This is a genomic window from Nonomuraea sp. NPDC050536, from assembly GCF_044457685.1.
Lineage (GTDB): Bacteria > Actinomycetota > Actinomycetes > Streptosporangiales > Streptosporangiaceae > Nonomuraea.
On the sequence record NZ_JBITHD010000037.1, the window covers coordinates 1 to 15625 of the forward strand.

13 protein-coding genes and 2 tRNA genes are annotated in these 15625 nt (G+C 68.0%); 12 read left to right on the forward strand and 3 right to left on the reverse strand.

The window, feature by feature from the left end; translation table 11 throughout:
- Positions 1-240 precede the first annotated feature (240 nt).
- From ACIBHX_RS50260 to ACIBHX_RS50300, 9 genes are all read left to right on the forward strand, one after another.
- Positions 241-786: a VOC family protein gene (locus tag ACIBHX_RS50260; RefSeq protein ID WP_397075892.1), complete on the forward strand. Its 546-nt coding sequence runs from the start codon at positions 241-243 to the stop codon at positions 784-786.
- Positions 779-1588 carry a MerR family transcriptional regulator gene (locus ACIBHX_RS50265; protein WP_397075894.1) on the forward strand — a complete coding sequence of 270 codons (810 nt, stop codon included), beginning with the start codon at positions 779-781 and terminating at the stop codon, positions 1586-1588. Before ACIBHX_RS50260 ends, ACIBHX_RS50265 begins: the two co-directional genes overlap by 8 nt.
- Positions 1589-2115: 527 nt before the next feature.
- Positions 2116-2177, forward strand: a tRNA-Phe gene (locus ACIBHX_RS50270).
- A gap of 26 nt (positions 2178-2203) precedes the next feature.
- A tRNA-Leu gene (locus ACIBHX_RS50275) sits at positions 2204-2275 on the forward strand.
- Between the two features lie 264 nt (positions 2276-2539).
- A complete protein-coding gene (locus tag ACIBHX_RS50280; protein ID WP_397075896.1) occupies positions 2540-4210 on the forward strand; it encodes a TROVE domain-containing protein in 1671 nt (556 codons plus the stop codon).
- 288 nt (positions 4211-4498) lie between these two features.
- Entirely contained in the window at positions 4499-6745 is a 2247-nt protein-coding gene (locus ACIBHX_RS50285; RefSeq protein ID WP_397075897.1) for a nitrate- and nitrite sensing domain-containing protein, read from the forward strand.
- Positions 6742-7176 (forward strand): roadblock/LC7 domain-containing protein, encoded by a 435-nt coding sequence (locus ACIBHX_RS50290; protein WP_397075898.1) that lies wholly within the window; start codon positions 6742-6744, stop codon positions 7174-7176. Before ACIBHX_RS50285 ends, ACIBHX_RS50290 begins: the two co-directional genes overlap by 4 nt.
- Positions 7173-7556, forward strand: coding sequence for a DUF742 domain-containing protein (locus ACIBHX_RS50295; protein ID WP_397075900.1), 384 nt, complete (start codon positions 7173-7175; stop codon positions 7554-7556). Before ACIBHX_RS50290 ends, ACIBHX_RS50295 begins: the two co-directional genes overlap by 4 nt.
- On the forward strand, positions 7537-8118 hold the full coding sequence (locus tag ACIBHX_RS50300) for a GTP-binding protein (RefSeq protein ID WP_397075902.1): 582 nt from the start codon (positions 7537-7539) through the stop codon (positions 8116-8118). Before ACIBHX_RS50295 ends, ACIBHX_RS50300 begins: the two co-directional genes overlap by 20 nt.
- A gap of 64 nt (positions 8119-8182) precedes the next feature.
- Here ACIBHX_RS50300 and ACIBHX_RS50305 read toward each other — a convergent pair whose 3' ends face one another.
- Complete coding sequence (locus tag ACIBHX_RS50305) at positions 8183-8719, reverse strand: GNAT family N-acetyltransferase (protein WP_397075904.1); 537 nt, start codon at positions 8717-8719, stop codon at positions 8183-8185.
- A gap of 63 nt (positions 8720-8782) precedes the next feature.
- The gene (locus ACIBHX_RS50310) at positions 8783-9397 is read right to left on the reverse strand and encodes a TetR/AcrR family transcriptional regulator (protein WP_397075905.1); all 615 of its coding nucleotides are present in this window, start codon (positions 9395-9397) and stop codon (positions 8783-8785) included.
- Positions 9398-9582: 185 nt separating this feature from the next.
- Between ACIBHX_RS50310 and ACIBHX_RS50315 the strand changes: the two genes are divergently transcribed.
- The 3 genes from ACIBHX_RS50315 (at position 9583) to ACIBHX_RS50325 (ending at position 14656) form a co-directional block, all read left to right on the forward strand.
- Positions 9583-9957 (forward strand): nitroreductase family deazaflavin-dependent oxidoreductase, encoded by a 375-nt coding sequence (locus tag ACIBHX_RS50315; RefSeq protein ID WP_397075907.1) that lies wholly within the window; start codon positions 9583-9585, stop codon positions 9955-9957.
- Between the two features lie 156 nt (positions 9958-10113).
- Entirely contained in the window at positions 10114-11955 is a 1842-nt protein-coding gene (locus ACIBHX_RS50320) for a glycoside hydrolase family 15 protein (RefSeq protein ID WP_397075909.1), read from the forward strand.
- A gap of 301 nt (positions 11956-12256) precedes the next feature.
- Positions 12257-14656 carry a LuxR C-terminal-related transcriptional regulator gene (locus ACIBHX_RS50325; RefSeq protein ID WP_397075911.1) on the forward strand — a complete coding sequence of 800 codons (2400 nt, stop codon included), beginning with the start codon at positions 12257-12259 and terminating at the stop codon, positions 14654-14656.
- Between the two features lie 40 nt (positions 14657-14696).
- On the opposite strand, the gene ACIBHX_RS50330 is transcribed toward ACIBHX_RS50325, so the two are convergent.
- Positions 14697-15623: a DUF389 domain-containing protein gene (locus ACIBHX_RS50330; protein WP_397075912.1), complete on the reverse strand. Its 927-nt coding sequence runs from the start codon at positions 15621-15623 to the stop codon at positions 14697-14699.
- Between the last annotated feature and the right edge of the window lie 2 nt (positions 15624-15625).

The window sequence follows — 15625 nt, forward strand, 5'->3', positions numbered from 1 at the left end:
ATCCAACCCCGAGACCCACTCCTGGAGATCATCGGGCGTTAACTCATCAGGCATGCGCCCACACCACAGATCACAAAACCTGGCTGTAGTACTAGAGCGTGTCTGACAATTGCCGTGTCTAGGCGAGGTCGGCGTTGCAGACGACAGCGGCTCGGTCGACGATGGCGACATTGTTTGATGTCGTCGGGTTCACGGATTGGGCTTGACCCTCACGTTGCGTGAGGGGGGACGGTAGACCGCATGGGTGATTTCTTCAACGCATTCGAGATGGGTCCCGTATCCGAGCGTGGACCGAAGGCGGTTGCGCCAGAGGTGTTCCGCGGCATCTACGCGATGCCGGTGTTCGTGACGGTTCCGACGTCGGACTTGGCGGCGTCGACAGATTTCTGGGTACGGGGGTTCGGCTTCATCGAACTGTTCAGCATCCCGGGGCAGGTGGTCCACCTGCGCCGGTGGGCGTTCCAGGATGTCCTGCTCGTTCCTGCGGCGGCCGGTGCCGAGGCGCCCGAAGTACCGGCGATGAGCGTGAGTTTCCTGTGCGTGCTGAGCGAGATCGATCCCCTCGTGAAGGCGTGTTCGGATCTCGCGCCGGGCAGCGTGAGCGGGCCGCGGGATACGCCGTGGCGTACTCGCGACGTCGAGGTGACCACCCCCGAGGGAGCGCGGGTCGTGTTCACCGCAGCGCAGGAGCTCGATTCTGACAGCCAAGAAGCGCGTGATCTCGCCTCGGTCGGAATCCTCGCCCCGGGATCGGCGGAGGAGGGTCACAATGGTGTCCATGGTTGAACACGAGCGCGACATCGGTGACGGTGTCACGGTGGGCGCGGCCGCTGAGCTGGTGGGGGTGACCGTCCGTACGCTTCATCACTGGGACGAGATCGGCTTGGCGTCGCCGTCCGTGCGCTCCAGCGCCGGCTATCGCCAGTACACCGACGCGAACCTGCAACGGCTGCATCGAATCGTCGCATACCGGGAGGCTGGTCTCGGGCTGGACGCGGTGCGTGAAGTTCTCGATGACGCGACAGCGGAGATCGGCGCCACCTTGCGTGAGCAGCGTGCCCAGCTCGCCGAGCGCATCCAGGAGCTGCAGCAGCTCGACGAGCGCCTGGGACGAATGAGCGAGGCTCACGAGCGGGGCATCCTCCTCGACGATGAAGCACAGTCGGAGATCTTCGGTGCGGACTGGGACGCCCAACGATCCCTGCAGGCCCGCACTGTGTGGGGGAATTCTGCGCAATGGGCGCAGTTCGCCGAGCGGTCCGCTTCTCGCACGCGGGAGCAATGGCAGTTGCTCTCCGCGGCGATGTCCACGTTGCAGCTCGATCTTGGCAACGCCCTCGATCGGGGTGTCATTCCGAGCAGCCCAGAAGCGAACGCGCTCGTCGAACGCCACCGCGAAGTGTTTTCCAACTTCTTCCCGCTCACGCGACAGATGCAGGTGTGTCTGGGAAGAATGTTCGAGTCCGACCCCGGCTTCTCCTCCCACTACGACGGAATCCGGGTCGGGCTGGCCTCCTGGTTTCGGCAAAGCATCGACGAGTGCGCTCGTACTCACGGGATCGACCCGGAGACAGCCACCTGGCAGTGACCCCGTAACACGGAAATGCTCGTAACCCACTGCACTCTCGTCTAACCGTCCACGGCAGACGTCTGATCATCCGACGCGCCGCACCAGCCCGCGCGCGATGCGTCATGCACCCCTAAGCAGCGTGCGCAAGTTCAGATGTCTGAACAACGCCCCGTTCCTCCCCGACGTACGGGCAGGAAGGAACGGGGCTCTTCTGTAACGCTCGGGGAGAAGCCGTTCTATCAGTACAGCCACTTGGCGTGGCCGCGGTGTCGGGTCGGTTCGGGCTCTTCACCCTTCAGCAGGCATCTTTCGCTCAGGGCTATGGCGGGACATTTCGTGACTTGCTGGAAATTCGGGTGTGATGTGGTGCGTTGATCGCTACGGTTGAGGTGGTTCGTGAGGCCTGGAAAGGCGCGGTGCCTGCCGCGTGTTTCTCGGCCCCGCGGACCGGTCAGGTCTGGTGTCGGCATGGGTCGAATCTCGTCGGTTATCGCTTCGAAAGCCGGTGGTCGCGGGTTCGAATCCCGTCACGGACTTCGGTTCGTGTAGCTCAGCGGTAGAGCGCCGTAAAACGGCCGGTGGGCGCGCGACATCCGTGCCGGCTCCAGACCTGATCGTTCGTCAGCCCTGCCAGCGGCACGGGTCGAATCTGATCGGTTATCGCTCTCAAATAGCGGAGACCCGGGTTCGAATCCCGGTGCCGCCCTCGGGCGGTGTGGTGTAGCGGCCAAGCACGTCAAAAGGCCGGTCAGTCAGCCACATCCGTGCCGCTGGCAGGGCTGACGAACAGGGGAGCGGGTCGAAGTCGATCGGTTATCGGGAACAGGTTGTCGCAGGTTCGAATCCTGCCCACCCCGACGGGTGGTAGCTCAGCCAGGAAGAGCGTCTGTCATAACACCGGTGGACACCACCACATCCGCTCCCTTTCGCATATCCGCCCTCGGGCGGGTCGAACGCAAGGAGAGCGCCATGGCACGTGACCCCCTCGCCGCGGTGTCGACGATCGCCACCCCGCAGACGCAGCCCATCCCCGGCCGGACCGACCAGGTGAAGAACGCCGCCGGCGGCTACGTCTTCGGCAAGGACCTGTGGACCAGGCTGGAGGACTTCCTCATCCTGGGGACCACGGGCGGCACCTGCTACGTGTCCGAGAACAAGCTGACCGCCGAGAACGCGGGCGTCGTGTTCCAGGCGATCTCCGAGGACGGCCCGCGCGTCGTCCAGATGCTGACCGACATTTCGACGGCACGCCCGCCGCGGGCTCCGAAGCAGCGGCCCGCCCTGTTCGCGCTGGCCGCCTGCTACGCCAGGGGCGACGCCGACACCCGCCAGGCGGCCAAGCTGGCGCTGGCGAAGGTGGCGCGTACCACCGACCATCTCGCCCAGTTCTTCGGCTACTACAAGAACCTGGGCGGCAAGCGGACCGCCCGCGGTGCCGCGCCGACCGTCGGCCGGTCGCTGCGCACCGCTCTCGGCTCATGGTTCCTGTACGGCGACGCCGATGCGGTGGCGTTCAAGGCGTGCAAGGCGGCCCAGCGCAGGACGCCGCAGGGCGAGGCGTTCTCGCTCAGGGACGTCCTTCGTATCGCGCACCCCGCTGCCGACACAGAGCAGCGCAAGACACTGTTCGGGTGGATCGCCGGGAACGTCGGCGACGACACGGCGCGCGAGGCCCTGCCTGCCGTGGACCGGTTCCTGACCGCGAAGGCCGTCACCACCGTTGACGAGGCGGTACGCGTGGTCGCCGAGGCCCGCGTGCCGTGGGAGTTCCTACCGGATGCGATGCTGCGCGAGCCGATGGTGTGGGACGCACTCGTGGACACGGTCGGCATGACCGCGCTCATCCGCAACCTGGCCCGCATGACCCGCATCGGCACCCTCAAGCCGATGGGCGAGGCGACAGGTCGAGCGGTCGCGCGGCTCACCGACCGGGACGCCCTGCTGAAGGCCCGCATCCACCCGATGGACGCGTGGCTCGCGATGCGCGTCTACGCCTCCGGCCAATCGCAGCCGAACCCGCACGCCGACGTCCAGACCTGGGCACCGGTTCCGGCGATCCTCGACGCGCTGGAGGAGACGTACGAGCTCTCCTTCGGCACGGTCGAGCCGTCTGGCAAGCGGCTGCTCGTCGCCGTGGACTCGTCCGGATCCATGAGCGGCGGCTACCGGGGCGGCAACGTCGTCGTGGGCGGGTCCGAGATCGGCACGCCGTACGAGGTGGCCAATGCCATGGCGGTCATGCTGGCCCGCATCGAGAAGGGCAACGTCCATGTCATCGACGTCGACACCGCCGTGCACGCCTCGAAGGTGACCCCACGCACCAACCTGCGCGAGATCGCCTCCTGGCAGCCGTCGGGCGGCGGCACCGACCTGTCGCTGCCGTTCACGTGGGCGACCAAGAAGCGGTTCGAAGCGGACGGTGTGGTCCTGTTCACCGACAACGAGACGTGGGCCGGCCGGACCCATCCTGTGCAGGAGCTCGCCACCTACCGCCGAGAGTGCAACCCCGACGCACGCGTGGTGATCGCCTCCATGACCGCGGTCGGGTACTCGGTGGCCGATCCGCAGCTCAGAGGCGTGCTCAACGTGGCAGGCCTGGACGCGTCCCTGCCGCTCATCATCAACGGATTCGTGCGCTGACCAAGGACGCGCCGTAGCCCTTCGAAAGCACCCCGCAGCCCGGCGGCAAAGCGGGGGCTTTCGACTCACCTGCCGTATGGCTACTATCGGGCCACCTATTTTGGCGATTTCGTCATGGGCGCACCGATCTGTAAGGAGAGTGTCCTGCACATGGCTGGCTTGGGCAGGGTCGGGCGACGACGAACCGGGACCGCGGGCAACGGGAGCGGGTTATCGGGGTCTACCAGTGGTGGGCCACGGCGACTGCCTTTGCGTACCGTGCTGATCATTGTGGTGTTCGTACCGAGCGTGACTTTTGCCCCGCTGCTAGGTTCGGGCATGTACCAGCTGGCCAGCCAGTGGCGGGCGGAGAAGGCCCAGATGGATCTGGCCACCAATACCGTCGGCAGCCCCGCGGCCAACCTGTTCCTCAACCTTGACCAGGAGCGACGGCTCACCGCGGAGCTTCAGGCCAACCCCCGGGAATCCTCCCGCGAGCAGCTTGCCAAGCAGCGTGCGGTGACCGATCAGACCGTGAGCGCCTTCCGTCCACTGGCCGCCCTGGACACCTCCGGCGGACAGGAGGGGCTCACCGACGCCATCGCCCGGACCGAACGCAGCCTCGGCCTCCTCGACCAGCAGCGCCGGGCGGTGGACGCCGGGCGGTCCAGCCAGCAGAAGGCGTTCGACTACTACAGCGGCGTCCTGGAGTCGGACCTCGGCGTGCTGACCGCGCTCAGCCACACCGAGCACGCTGAGGTGAACAGCCAGGCGCAGACATTGATCGACCTTTTCTGGGTCATCGACATGATCGGCCGCGAGGACGCCGTTCTGGCTCGTGGCTGGGAGACCGGGCACCTGACGAGGGAGGAGTACGGCCTCGTCGCCGACGCCGCCGGCACCAAGAAGCACCTTCTGCGCTCCCGGGTGATCCCCGGTCTCATCGGCAACGAGAGCCAGTACGAAACGCTGATGACCAGCAAGGCGTGGGAGACCATGACCGCGCTGGAGGGGCGGCTGCTCACCTCCGGGAGCAGCGCCGACAGCGATCAGGTGACACTCCGCGATGCCGCCCCCGCGTGGCGCTCCTCGGTGGAGACGGTCAACGCGCAACTGCTGCAACTCCTCAGCCTCCGGCTCGAGAACGTCAGCAAGATCGGCTACAGCCACGCCCAACAGCTCTTCGTGATCTTCATCAGTGTCACCGCCGTGAGCCTGCTCGCCTTTGCCCTGGTGATCGTCACCAGCTGGCGCCTCACCGCCATCCTTCGCCGGCGCATCCGTCACCTACGCATGGACGCCCAGCAACTTCAGGAACGGCTGCCCGACGTGGTCGCCAGGCTGGAGCGCGGCGAGGACGTCGACGTGGACGCGGAAGTACACGTGGTCGAACCCACCCCCGACGAGCTCGGCGAACTCGGGCAGGCCCTCAATCTGGCCAGCCGCAGCGCTGTCTCCACTGCCGTACGGCAAGCCGAACAACACCGTGGCTTCCAGCGCATGCTCCAGCGCATCGCCCGCCGTACCCAGATCCTCATCGGCCTTCAGCTGAAGAAGCTCGACGAGCTGGAACGCAAGCACGAGGACCCCGAGGTGCTGGAGGGCCTGTTCGACCTGGACCACCTCACCGCTCGGCTGCGCCGCTACGAGGAGAACCTGGTGATCCTCGGCGGCGGGCAGCCGCAGCGCCGCTGGCGCAAGCCCGTACGCCTGCTCGATGTACTGCGCGCCGGGCAGGGCGAGGTCCAGGACTACCGGCGGATCTCGATCGACGTCGAGGGCGACCCCTGGGTGACCGAGCGCGCGGTGGGACCGCTGGTCCACGTCCTGGCGGAACTCATGGAGAACGCCACCACCTTCTCCAAGCCGCAGACCCCCGTCGAGGTGCGGGCCGCAGCCGTCAGCCGGGGCGTCGCCGTGGAGATCGAGGACCGCGGTCTGGGCATGGAACCCGAGCAGTACGCCGCCGCCAACACCCTGATGAAGTCGCCACCGCAGCTCGACGTGATGACGCACGCCGACGACGTACGGCTCGGCCTGTACGTGGTCGCTCGGCTCTCCGCGAGCCTGGGCCTCCAGGTGGAAATGCGGTCGTCGGCCTTCGGCGGTACCCGCGTCATCGTGCTCCTCCCGGAACCGCTGATCGTGGACCGCCCCCGCGTGGAGGTCCCCTCGGCTCCGGATGCGACCGGTCCGCAGCCTCACCCGCAGGAAACTCCCGGCGAGGACGCGCAGTTGCCGACTCGCTCCAGGGGGCGCGCGATGGCATACGTGACGGCGCCCGCCGTATCACCGGATCGCGACGACGCACCCCCGTCGTCCGACCCCCGGCCGCTGCCCCAGCGGGTGCGCCAGGCCAGCCTGGTCACCGAGCTCAAGGTCCCGGCAAACAGGGGTGAACAGACCTGGCCCGTACGCGACCAGCCCAGCCGATCCGGTGCGACCATCGGCGCGTTCCAGAGGCAGTCTCGCAGGCGCCGGACCGGTGACGACGCCTTCCAGCTCCGGCCGGACGGATCCCCCGAGCCCGGTACCCCTTCGACGGAAGATCGATGATGACGCAGCGCACCACCGCCACCAACACGGACCTGGACTGGCTCCTGGACGGCCTGGTCGATCAGGTCGCGGGCACCCGGCATGCCATCGTCCTGTCCGACGACGGCCTGGTGATCAGCCAGTCCCGGACCATCGAACGCTCGGATGCCGAACGCCTCGCCGCGATCGCCACCGGCCAGCAGAGCCTGGCTCGCGGTGTCGGGCAGCTCTTCAGCGGCGGATCGGTTCAACAGGTCATCATCGAGATGGCCGAGCTGTGGCTGTTCATCACGACCGCGGGCCGCGGCACCCATCTGGCCGTGGTCGCGTCCCAGGAGGTCGACGCCGAACTGATGAGCGTCGCGATGCACACCCTGATCCAGCAGGTCGGCCAGAAGCTGGGAACCGACACGCGTACCCCGCAGGTCGATGACGGGGGGCGACACGGATGAAGCACTGGGCGGAGGGCTCGGACGACGATGACGCCGACGAGCCCCTTGTCCGTCCTTATACGATCACCGGCGGACGGACCACCACCGAACGGGACGACCTCACGCTGATCACGCTGGTGACGGCGCTTTCCGAGGGGCGCGGCCTCAGGGGAATGCAGCCGGAGCACCGCACCATCTTCGCCTTGTGCAAGCGGCCCCTGGCGGTGGCCGAAATCGCCTCCGCGCTGAACCTCCCGGTGTCAGTGACCAAGATCCTCATCGGCGATCTGCTCGAGGCCGGTCAGGTGCGGGCCCGGCCACCGCTGGCCTTCGCACAGGCAGGCGGCATTCCCGATATGGCAATCCTGGAGGCGGTGAGGGATGGACTACGCGAGCTCTGACCACGGGGACGCCGCTCCCCTGGCAGTGAAGATCCTTGTCGCCGGTGGCTTCGGCGTCGGGAAGACAACCCTGGTCGGCGCGGTGAGCGAAGTCGCCCCGCTCCGTACGGAGGAGTACCTGACCCATGCCAGCATCGGCGTCGACGATCTGGAAGGGGTCGGCGGCAAGTCCACCACCACCGTCGCGCTGGACTTCGGGCGCATCACCATCAGCGGCGAACTCGTGCTCTACCTGTTCGGCACGCCCGGCCAGGAACGCTTCTGGTTCATGTGGAACGACCTCGTCAACGGGGCGATGGGCGCGGTCGTCCTGGTCGACACCCGCCGGCTGGATGTGAGCTTCGCGTCGATCGACTTCTTCGAGAGCCGCGGTATCCCCTTCATCGTCGGCGTCAACTGCTTCCATGGCGTCAGGGAGCGGACACAGGAGGAGATCCGCAAGGCACTCGATCTCGATCCGCAGGTCCCGCTGGTGCTCTGCGACGTCCGCGACCGAACGGCGAGCCGCGATGTGCTGCTGGCGCTCATCGACCACCTGATGGCGGCTCAGTCCCGTAACTGATGGGGCCGTCCTCAGGCAGGCATGGGCCCGCCCGCGGCTTCCCCCCCGGCGGCGTGCTGAGCAGTCATGTGATCGGTAGGTCGATCTTGATCCAGTAACGCCGGGCCGGGCCGAGTTTGGTGTTCCGGATGCCTTCGAGGACGCCGCCGTGGCGCTCGATGGTCTTCACCGAGGCGAGGTTGTCGGCCGCGCAGACCAGCAGCACCTGGTCCATGCCGAGCACCCGTGCCTCGTCGAGCATCCGCCCCAGCGCCCAGGTGGCCACGCCGCGCCTGCGCGCGGACGGCCGGATGCCGTAGCCGATGTGGCCGGCCCACTGCACGAACTCGCCGGACCCGTGCCTCAGCGCGATCCCGCCGAGCACCCGCTCGCCTTCGACGATCCACCGGTACGTGCACGCCGCCCCGCCGGCCTTCGCTGCCTTCGCCGGATCCGACTCGTCACCCAGCCGCGCCACCCAAGCCGCGAACCCGGCCGCCGATTCGACCTCGTCGGCCGGGATCAACCCGAACCCGTCCTCATGGAAACCGGGCCCCCACTCGGCATGCGCCTCGAGCCATGCGGCATGCAGACGTACGGTAGGCGCGATCAGCTCGGGCATACCCCGACCCTACCGACCCAGGCCGCGTACCAGCACGTCATCACACATTCCGCCGCCCAGGCCCTACCTCCGGCGAGCTTCGAGCGCATCCAGAATCAGGTCCAGGCCGTAGCTGAACTCGCTCGTGTGGTCGTAGCCCGGCCGCAGGGCGTGGTCGACGATCATCTCCGTGAGGTACGGCAACTCGCCCGCCGGCAGCTGCTCGAGGATGCCGCCGGCCACTTCCTCGACATCGCCCGGCGTCGTCACCGGCAGGTTCGCCTCCTGGAGGACGAACCCGCCGATGTAGCTGTCGATGAGCGAGACAGCGTGCGCGGCCATCGGCAGCGTGAACCCCGCCTCCCGCAGGACACCGAGGACGGCGTCGAGGTGGCGTAGCGTCGCCGGCCCCGGGTTACGACGGGAGTCCATGAGGCCGAGAGCCCAGCTGTGCTGCGACAGGACCACACGTGCAGAGGACGCGCGCGCACGGATCGCGTCCCGCCAATCGTCGCACTCGACACTGGGCAGCTTGATCGCCGCGAACACCGCGTCGACGACGCCGTCGAGAATCGCGTCCTTGTTCGGTACGTGGTGGTAGAGCGACATCGCCTCCACGCCCAGTTCCTGCGCCACCCGTCGCATCGTGATCGCCTCCACGCCACCGCGATCCGCGACCCGGATCGCGGCCTCCAGCACGAGACCTCTGCTGAGCGGTTGTTGTGGTGACACGACGGCTCCGGGTTTGGGCGGTTGACAGCCTTACAAGCGTAAGCCAACCTTACACCCGTAAGCCCCCTTACCGATGTAAGTCTTCCCGGGTTGGCATCAGCTGAGGGCTCGGACCCACGAGGCGCCCACCGGGGCGAGAGAAGGAGATCCCCATGCCGATGCCGAGGTGGTGGGGTCACGTGAACAAGAGGGTGTTCAACCCTCGCGCGATCGCAGCCGGAACGTGGCCGGTGCTGATCCACGTCGGCCGCACTTCCGGCGCGACGTACCGCACGCCCCTCGACGCGCATCCTGTCGACGGCGGTTACCTGTTCGTCCTGGTGTACGGATCACGCTCGGACTGGGTGCAAAACGTCCTGGCAGCCGACGGCGCGCGCCTCCGAGTCGACGGGAGGGAAGTGGAACTCGCCGCCCCACGCCTAGTCGGGAAAGCCGAGGCGTTCCAGGCCCTCCCCAATGAGGTGGCACGCCCACCGAAGCTGCTCCGCATCACCGAGTTCCTCCGCATGGACTTGGCAGAAGGCTGACAACCAACGCCCAGCAGCGTGTCGCTGCCGACGCCTCCAGGATGCGAGCGGGCCGCCACCCACGCATTAGCGGTCGTCAAGTCACCCGCTGCGGATGAGGTCTGGCCGGGCATTGGTGAACGACCGTTGGATACGTCCGGCAACGAAGGGAATGTCATGGGTTGGTATCCGGCCGTCGAGGCCCACGGGCTGATCGGGGACCTGCAGACGTGCGCGCTGGTGTCCGACGACGGGAACATCGACTGGTTCTGCGCGCCGCGATTCGACTCGCCCAGCATCTTCGCGTCACTGCTCGACCAGGAGAAGGGCGGCACGTTCCATGTCCGCCCCGACACCGACACCTACGTCACCAAACAGCTCTACCTGCCCGGGACGGCGATCCTGGTCACCCGGTTCATGACCCCGGACGGCGTCGGCGAACTCACCGACTTCATGCCCATCGCCGGCGCCCAGGAGACCGACCGGCATCTGCTCATCCGGCTCCTGCGCGTCGTACGCGGGCAGATGAGCTTCATCGTCGAGTGCGAACCCCGATTCGACTACGGGCGCCAAAAGCACCAGACGCAGGCCGATCAGGACGCCGCCATCTTCCGCGCCGACGGGTTCCACGCCTCACTGTCAGCGATCCGCCCACCCGGCGCCCCGATCATCGCCGACTCGGCAATCACCGAGACCGGCGGCATCCGCGCCACGTTCCAGGCCGAGGTCGGCTGGTCGGCCGGCATGGTCTTCGAGGTCAACCCTGACGGCCCGCCCCGCGTCTGGTCGCCGGACGAGGCCGAGAAACTGCTGGAGACCACCCGCGACTACTGGCGCGGCTGGGTCGGCCGCTCCACGTACCGAGGCCGGTGGCGGGAAATGGTGGAACGCTCCGCCATCACCCTCAAACTCATGACGTACGCACCCAGCGGCGCCCTGGTCGCCGCCCCGACGGCGGGCCTGCCCGAGCTGGTCGGCGGGGAACGCAACTGGGACTACCGCTTCACCTGGGTACGCGACGCGTCATTCTCGGTGCACGCCCTGCTCGGCCTCGGTTTCCAGGAGGAGGCTGACGCCTATATGCGCTGGCTGGCCGCGCGGACCCACGACTCCCACGAAACGGGGCGGCCGCTGCAGATCATGTACCGCATCGACGGCTCCCCCGACCTGGAAGAAATGACGCTCAACCACTTCGAGGGGTACCGCGGCTCCAGTCCCGCCCGCATCGGCAACGGCGCGGCCACCCAGCTCCAGCTCGACGTGTACGGCGAGGCGATGGACTCGATCTACCTGGCGGACTTGCACGGCCTGCCGGTCGGCCATCAGGGCTGGCTGCACATCCGCGACATCATCACCTGGCTGTGCGACAACTGGGACCAGCCCGACGCCGGCCTGTGGGAGACCCGCGGCGGGGACAAGAACTTCACCTACGGCCGGCTGATGACCTGGGTGGCCTTCGATCGGGCCATCCGGGTGGCGGAACACCGCTCCCTCCCGGGCGACCTGGTGCGCTGGGGCAAAGCGCGCGACGCCGTCTACAACCAGATCATGGAACGCGGCTGGAACCCCGACCGCGGCGCGTTCGTGCAGCACTACGACAGCGACGTCCTGGACGCTTCCCTGCTGTACATGCCACTGGTGGGCTTCATCGCCCCCTCCGACCCGATGTGGCAGTCGACGCTGGCCGCCATGGACAAGGAACTCGTGTCCGACAGCCTCGTCTACCGCTACAACCCCGAAGCCTCGCCCGACGGCCTGCGAGGCTCGGAGGGCACGTTCTCGATGTGCACGTTCTGGTACGTCGAGGCGCTGGCCCGCTCCGGACGCCTGGAGGACGCCCGCCTCACCTTCGAGAAGATGCTCACCTACGCCAACCCGCTGGGCCTGTACGCCGAGGAGATCGGCCCCTCCGGCGAACAACTCGGCAACTTCCCACAGGCGTTCAGCCACCTCGCGCTGATCAAAGCCGCCGTGGACCTGGACCGCATGCTCGACGAGGCCGTCACTCCAGCCGCCTGAGCAGGACGCCGCCGGGCTCGTAATCTGTCGAAGGTCACGGGCCCGACGGGCTCTCGGGATTATCCGGTTTTCGCACTCTCCGGCACCTCCACCAGGAACGATTCGCCCGAATCGTATGCTTGATTCATGGTGATAGCACTCATCTGGGGAGGCGCGTCAGGTGAAGCTGCTCTCCGGTGAGACGCGCCAATTCCCCAATTGGGTCATTCAACGCCCGCGACTAATAAAACAAATCGAAAAAGGCGTGCGGGGACCCCTCACGGTAATCACGGGGCCGCCTGGATCGGGCAAAACAATGGCCGTGCGGTCCTGGGCGGCCGAGGGAGCGTTCCCGGGCCCGGTTCTGTGGATCTCGGTGGACGACCATGCCCTCTCCGCGGACGCGTTCCGGGCGGGGCTGGTCGAGAGGCTGAGCGAGCAGGGCATCGTCCCGCCGCCGGGAGCCGGGTTCGCCGAGATCGGCGCGTATGTGGGCGGCCTCGACCCGCCTGTCGTGCTCGTCCTCGATGACGTCGGGCCCGGTCCGGTGCCGGCCGATTGCGTCCTTCAACTGCTGGGCAATTCCGGGGCGGGACTGCGGGTGCTGGTGACCTCCCGGCAGGAGCGGCCGCTGCCCGTGCATCGCTATCTCGTGGCCGGTCAGCTCGTCGAGATCCACGCCGCCGACCTGTACCTGACCGGCGCGGAGATGGCGGCGGTCCTGCGTCGGCATGGCCTGACTCTGTCTGCTGCCGGTCTGCGCGGGCTCCTGGAGAGCACCGCCGGATGGCCTGCCGGGGTACGGCTCGCGGCGCTGGCGATGACGGAGGACGGCCACGAACCGGAGGAGGTCGCGGCGTCCTTCTCGGGCGGGCACCGGTCGGTGGTCGGCTATCTGACCGAAGAGGTACTGGACGCCCAGGCCGCCGGCACGCGCCGGCTGCTGCTCCTGCTGGCAGGTGTCGCCGACCGCTTCAACGCGGATCTCGCGGTCGAGCTCGCCGGAGAGGAAGGCGGCGCGGAGTTCGCCGAACTGGTCCGGCAGAACGCGTTCGTCGAGCGGCTGGACGACGGCTGGTTCCGGTACCAGCCGATGTTCGGGGCGGCGTTCCGGATGACCCAAGAGCACGAGTCGGCCGCCGAGGTGCGCGGTCTGCACCGTAAGGCGGCCGCGTGGTTCGCGCACTGCGGCCGCCTGGGCGACGCGGTCGGCCAGGCGGTCCTCGCGGAGGACTGGAACTATGCGAGCCGCCTGGTCGTCGACCGGTACGCGATCGGAGACGTCCTCGGCCTGATGCCGGGTAGCTCGCTCACGGCGCTGTTCCGTGACATGCCGGACTTCGCTGGATCCGAGCCGGAGCCCGCCGTCGTAGCGGCCGCCGTGGCCGTCGTGGACGGCGACGAAGACACCTACCGCAAGGCGATCGACCAGGCCGAGAACATGATCGACCAACTGCGGGGAGAGGACGGCGACGCCGCGCGGACGTGTGTCGCAGCGGTCCGGCTCGCCCACGGCTCCGCGCACCTCGAGGGGGTCCATAACCCGCTGAGCGGGGTGCCTCACCGAGTGAGGGACGAGCGTCCCGATCTGATCGCGATGTTCGTCTCCGCGCCTGCCGTCGCCGCACTGACGAGCGGCCGTCTCGGGGACGCCGCCGTCCAGTTCGAGGCGGCGGCCGCGGACGCGGCACGCGCAGGTGGCGGCCGGCAGATACGCAGCTGCCTCGGCTTCCGCGCTCTGACGGAGGCGCTGCGCGGCAACATCGCCCAGGCGGCCGCCGCCACCGCGCACCTGCCCGAGGAGCCGGCCGCCGGAAGGGTCGCGGTCGCCCACCTCGCCTGCGCCTGGGTGAGTGTGGCACGGCACGAGCTCACGACTGCCGACGACGAGCTCGCGAAGGCCGGGGCGGCCCTGGCCGAGCGCCCGGACCGGCTGCTGGAGGCGATCCACGGTCTGATTCGAGCGCGGGCGGAGATCGGTCATGACCAGCCGGTCGGCGCGGTGGAGACAGTGTCGCGGGTGCTCGCGCGAGCCGAACCGCCGCCCTGGCTCGAACGCCGTCTGCGCCTGGTCCTCGCGGAGGCGTACATCCTGAGCGACCGGCCCGACGACGGCCGCCTCGCCGCCGAGCAGGCCGGTGGTTCCGAGACCGCCGCCTCGGCCGTCGCGCTCGCCCGTGCCGAGCTGCACCGGGACGACGTGGCCGCCGCGGCCGACCTGCTGCGGCCCGCACTCGTCGATTCGGTGCAGGTTCCCGCCGACGTGCGCGTGGACGCCTGGCTGCTGGACGCGGACATGTCCTACCGGGCCGCGGACGCTTCCCGGGGACGCCGCTCACTGGCCAAGGCACTACGGCTGGCGCAGCGCGAACAGATCCGGTCACCGTTCGCGCTGGCACGGGCCTGGCTGGAACCGGTGCTCCAGCGGGATCCTGAGCTCTCGCAGCACTACGCCCGGTTCCTCGAACCGCTGCGCATGGCTCTCCCCTGCGCTCTGGGCGTCGACCTGCCGATGCCGAACGGTGTCGAACCGCTGAGCTCTCGCGAACTCGATGTGCTGCGCCTGCTGGCGCTCATGATGACCACCGAAGAGATCGCCGGAGAGCTCTCCGTCTCCGTCAACACGGTCAAGACGCACCTCAAGAGCATCTTCTGCAAGCTCGCCGTGACGCGCAGGGGCGAGGCCGTACAACGGGCCCGAGCCCACGCCCTCCTGGACTGATGGAACACCGAAAGCGCGGGAGATCTCCTGACGCCCGCGGTCATGGACGGGCACGTGCGCTGACCCTGCACCAGATCGCGCGCTGGATCCTGAGGGTGAGGACACCGACCAGGACCAGGACGACGATGTTGACCAGGAGCTGGATGAATGATCCCCGGACTTCGCTCCCATTGCCGAACGCGGCGGAGACGCCGATGTCGGCGGCCGCCGGGATGGTCGTGACCGAGATGAACACGCCGAGCAGGGCGCTCGTCTTGGCCTCGGTCAGCGAGACGATCCCGATGATCCCGGCCAGGCCCGCGACGGCGAAGGAGAAGAAGTTGGGGGTGTCGATCAGGTTGGACACCGGCCGCAGCCCCGCCTCGAAGGCCTTCGACTGGAAGCCGAACGCCCGGATCAGGAGGCTGAAGAGGAACGTGCTGACGATGGCCAGCGTGAAGCCGCTCACCAGCGCGAAAACCCCTTGCTTGATCCTCCCCCTGTGCCCGCGGTCGATGCCCAGGGCGATGCTAGCGATGGCGCCGTACTCGGGCCCGACGACCATGGCCGCGACGATGAGGATCTGGGAGTTGGTGACGATGCCCACCGCGCCGATGAGTCCCGCCACGACCAGGTAGAGGTAGAAGCTCGGCGCGTACGTTCCCTCCGCGCGGATGCGTGCTTCCACCAATTCCCAAACGGGCGGGTCGGCGAAGCGCCCGGTGTCGGACGTGCCTTCCGACAATGCCGTGTCGACCGGTTCGACGATGATGGAGCCGCGGCGGTCGAGGTGGATGTCGCGGAGCCCACGAAGCAGCCGGTTCGCCCCTGCTCTGTGGACGTCGCAGGTGATGGAGTCGCCGTCGGGGCTGCGGACGATCCCCGGTTGGACCACCAGGTTGACCACACAGGTGTCGCCTTCGAGGATCTCGACGACCTGGTCCGTCAGGTCCGGCGGACTCACCGCGCGCACATGGATCATGGACATTC

What these genes read in the sequence shown, in the direction of transcription:
- ACIBHX_RS50260 (WP_397075892.1), top strand. Translation starts at nt 241, where the DNA reads ATGGGTGATTTCTTCAACGCATTCGAGATGGGTCCCGTATCCGAGCGT.
- ACIBHX_RS50290 (WP_397075898.1), top strand. Translation starts at nt 6,742, where the DNA reads ATGATGACGCAGCGCACCACCGCCACCAACACGGACCTGGACTGGCTC.
- ACIBHX_RS50320 (WP_397075909.1), top strand. Translation starts at nt 10,114, where the DNA reads ATGGGTTGGTATCCGGCCGTCGAGGCCCACGGGCTGATCGGGGACCTG.
- ACIBHX_RS50265 (WP_397075894.1), top strand. Translation starts at nt 779, where the DNA reads ATGGTTGAACACGAGCGCGACATCGGTGACGGTGTCACGGTGGGCGCG.
- ACIBHX_RS50295 (WP_397075900.1), top strand. Translation starts at nt 7,173, where the DNA reads ATGAAGCACTGGGCGGAGGGCTCGGACGACGATGACGCCGACGAGCCC.
- ACIBHX_RS50305 (WP_397075904.1), bottom strand. Translation starts at nt 8,719, where the DNA reads ATGCCCGAGCTGATCGCGCCTACCGTACGTCTGCATGCCGCATGGCTC.
- ACIBHX_RS50330 (WP_397075912.1), bottom strand. Translation starts at nt 15,623, where the DNA reads ATGTCCATGATCCATGTGCGCGCGGTGAGTCCGCCGGACCTGACGGAC.
- ACIBHX_RS50300 (WP_397075902.1), top strand. Translation starts at nt 7,537, where the DNA reads ATGGACTACGCGAGCTCTGACCACGGGGACGCCGCTCCCCTGGCAGTG.
- ACIBHX_RS50315 (WP_397075907.1), top strand. Translation starts at nt 9,583, where the DNA reads ATGCCGATGCCGAGGTGGTGGGGTCACGTGAACAAGAGGGTGTTCAAC.
- ACIBHX_RS50280 (WP_397075896.1), top strand. Translation starts at nt 2,540, where the DNA reads ATGGCACGTGACCCCCTCGCCGCGGTGTCGACGATCGCCACCCCGCAG.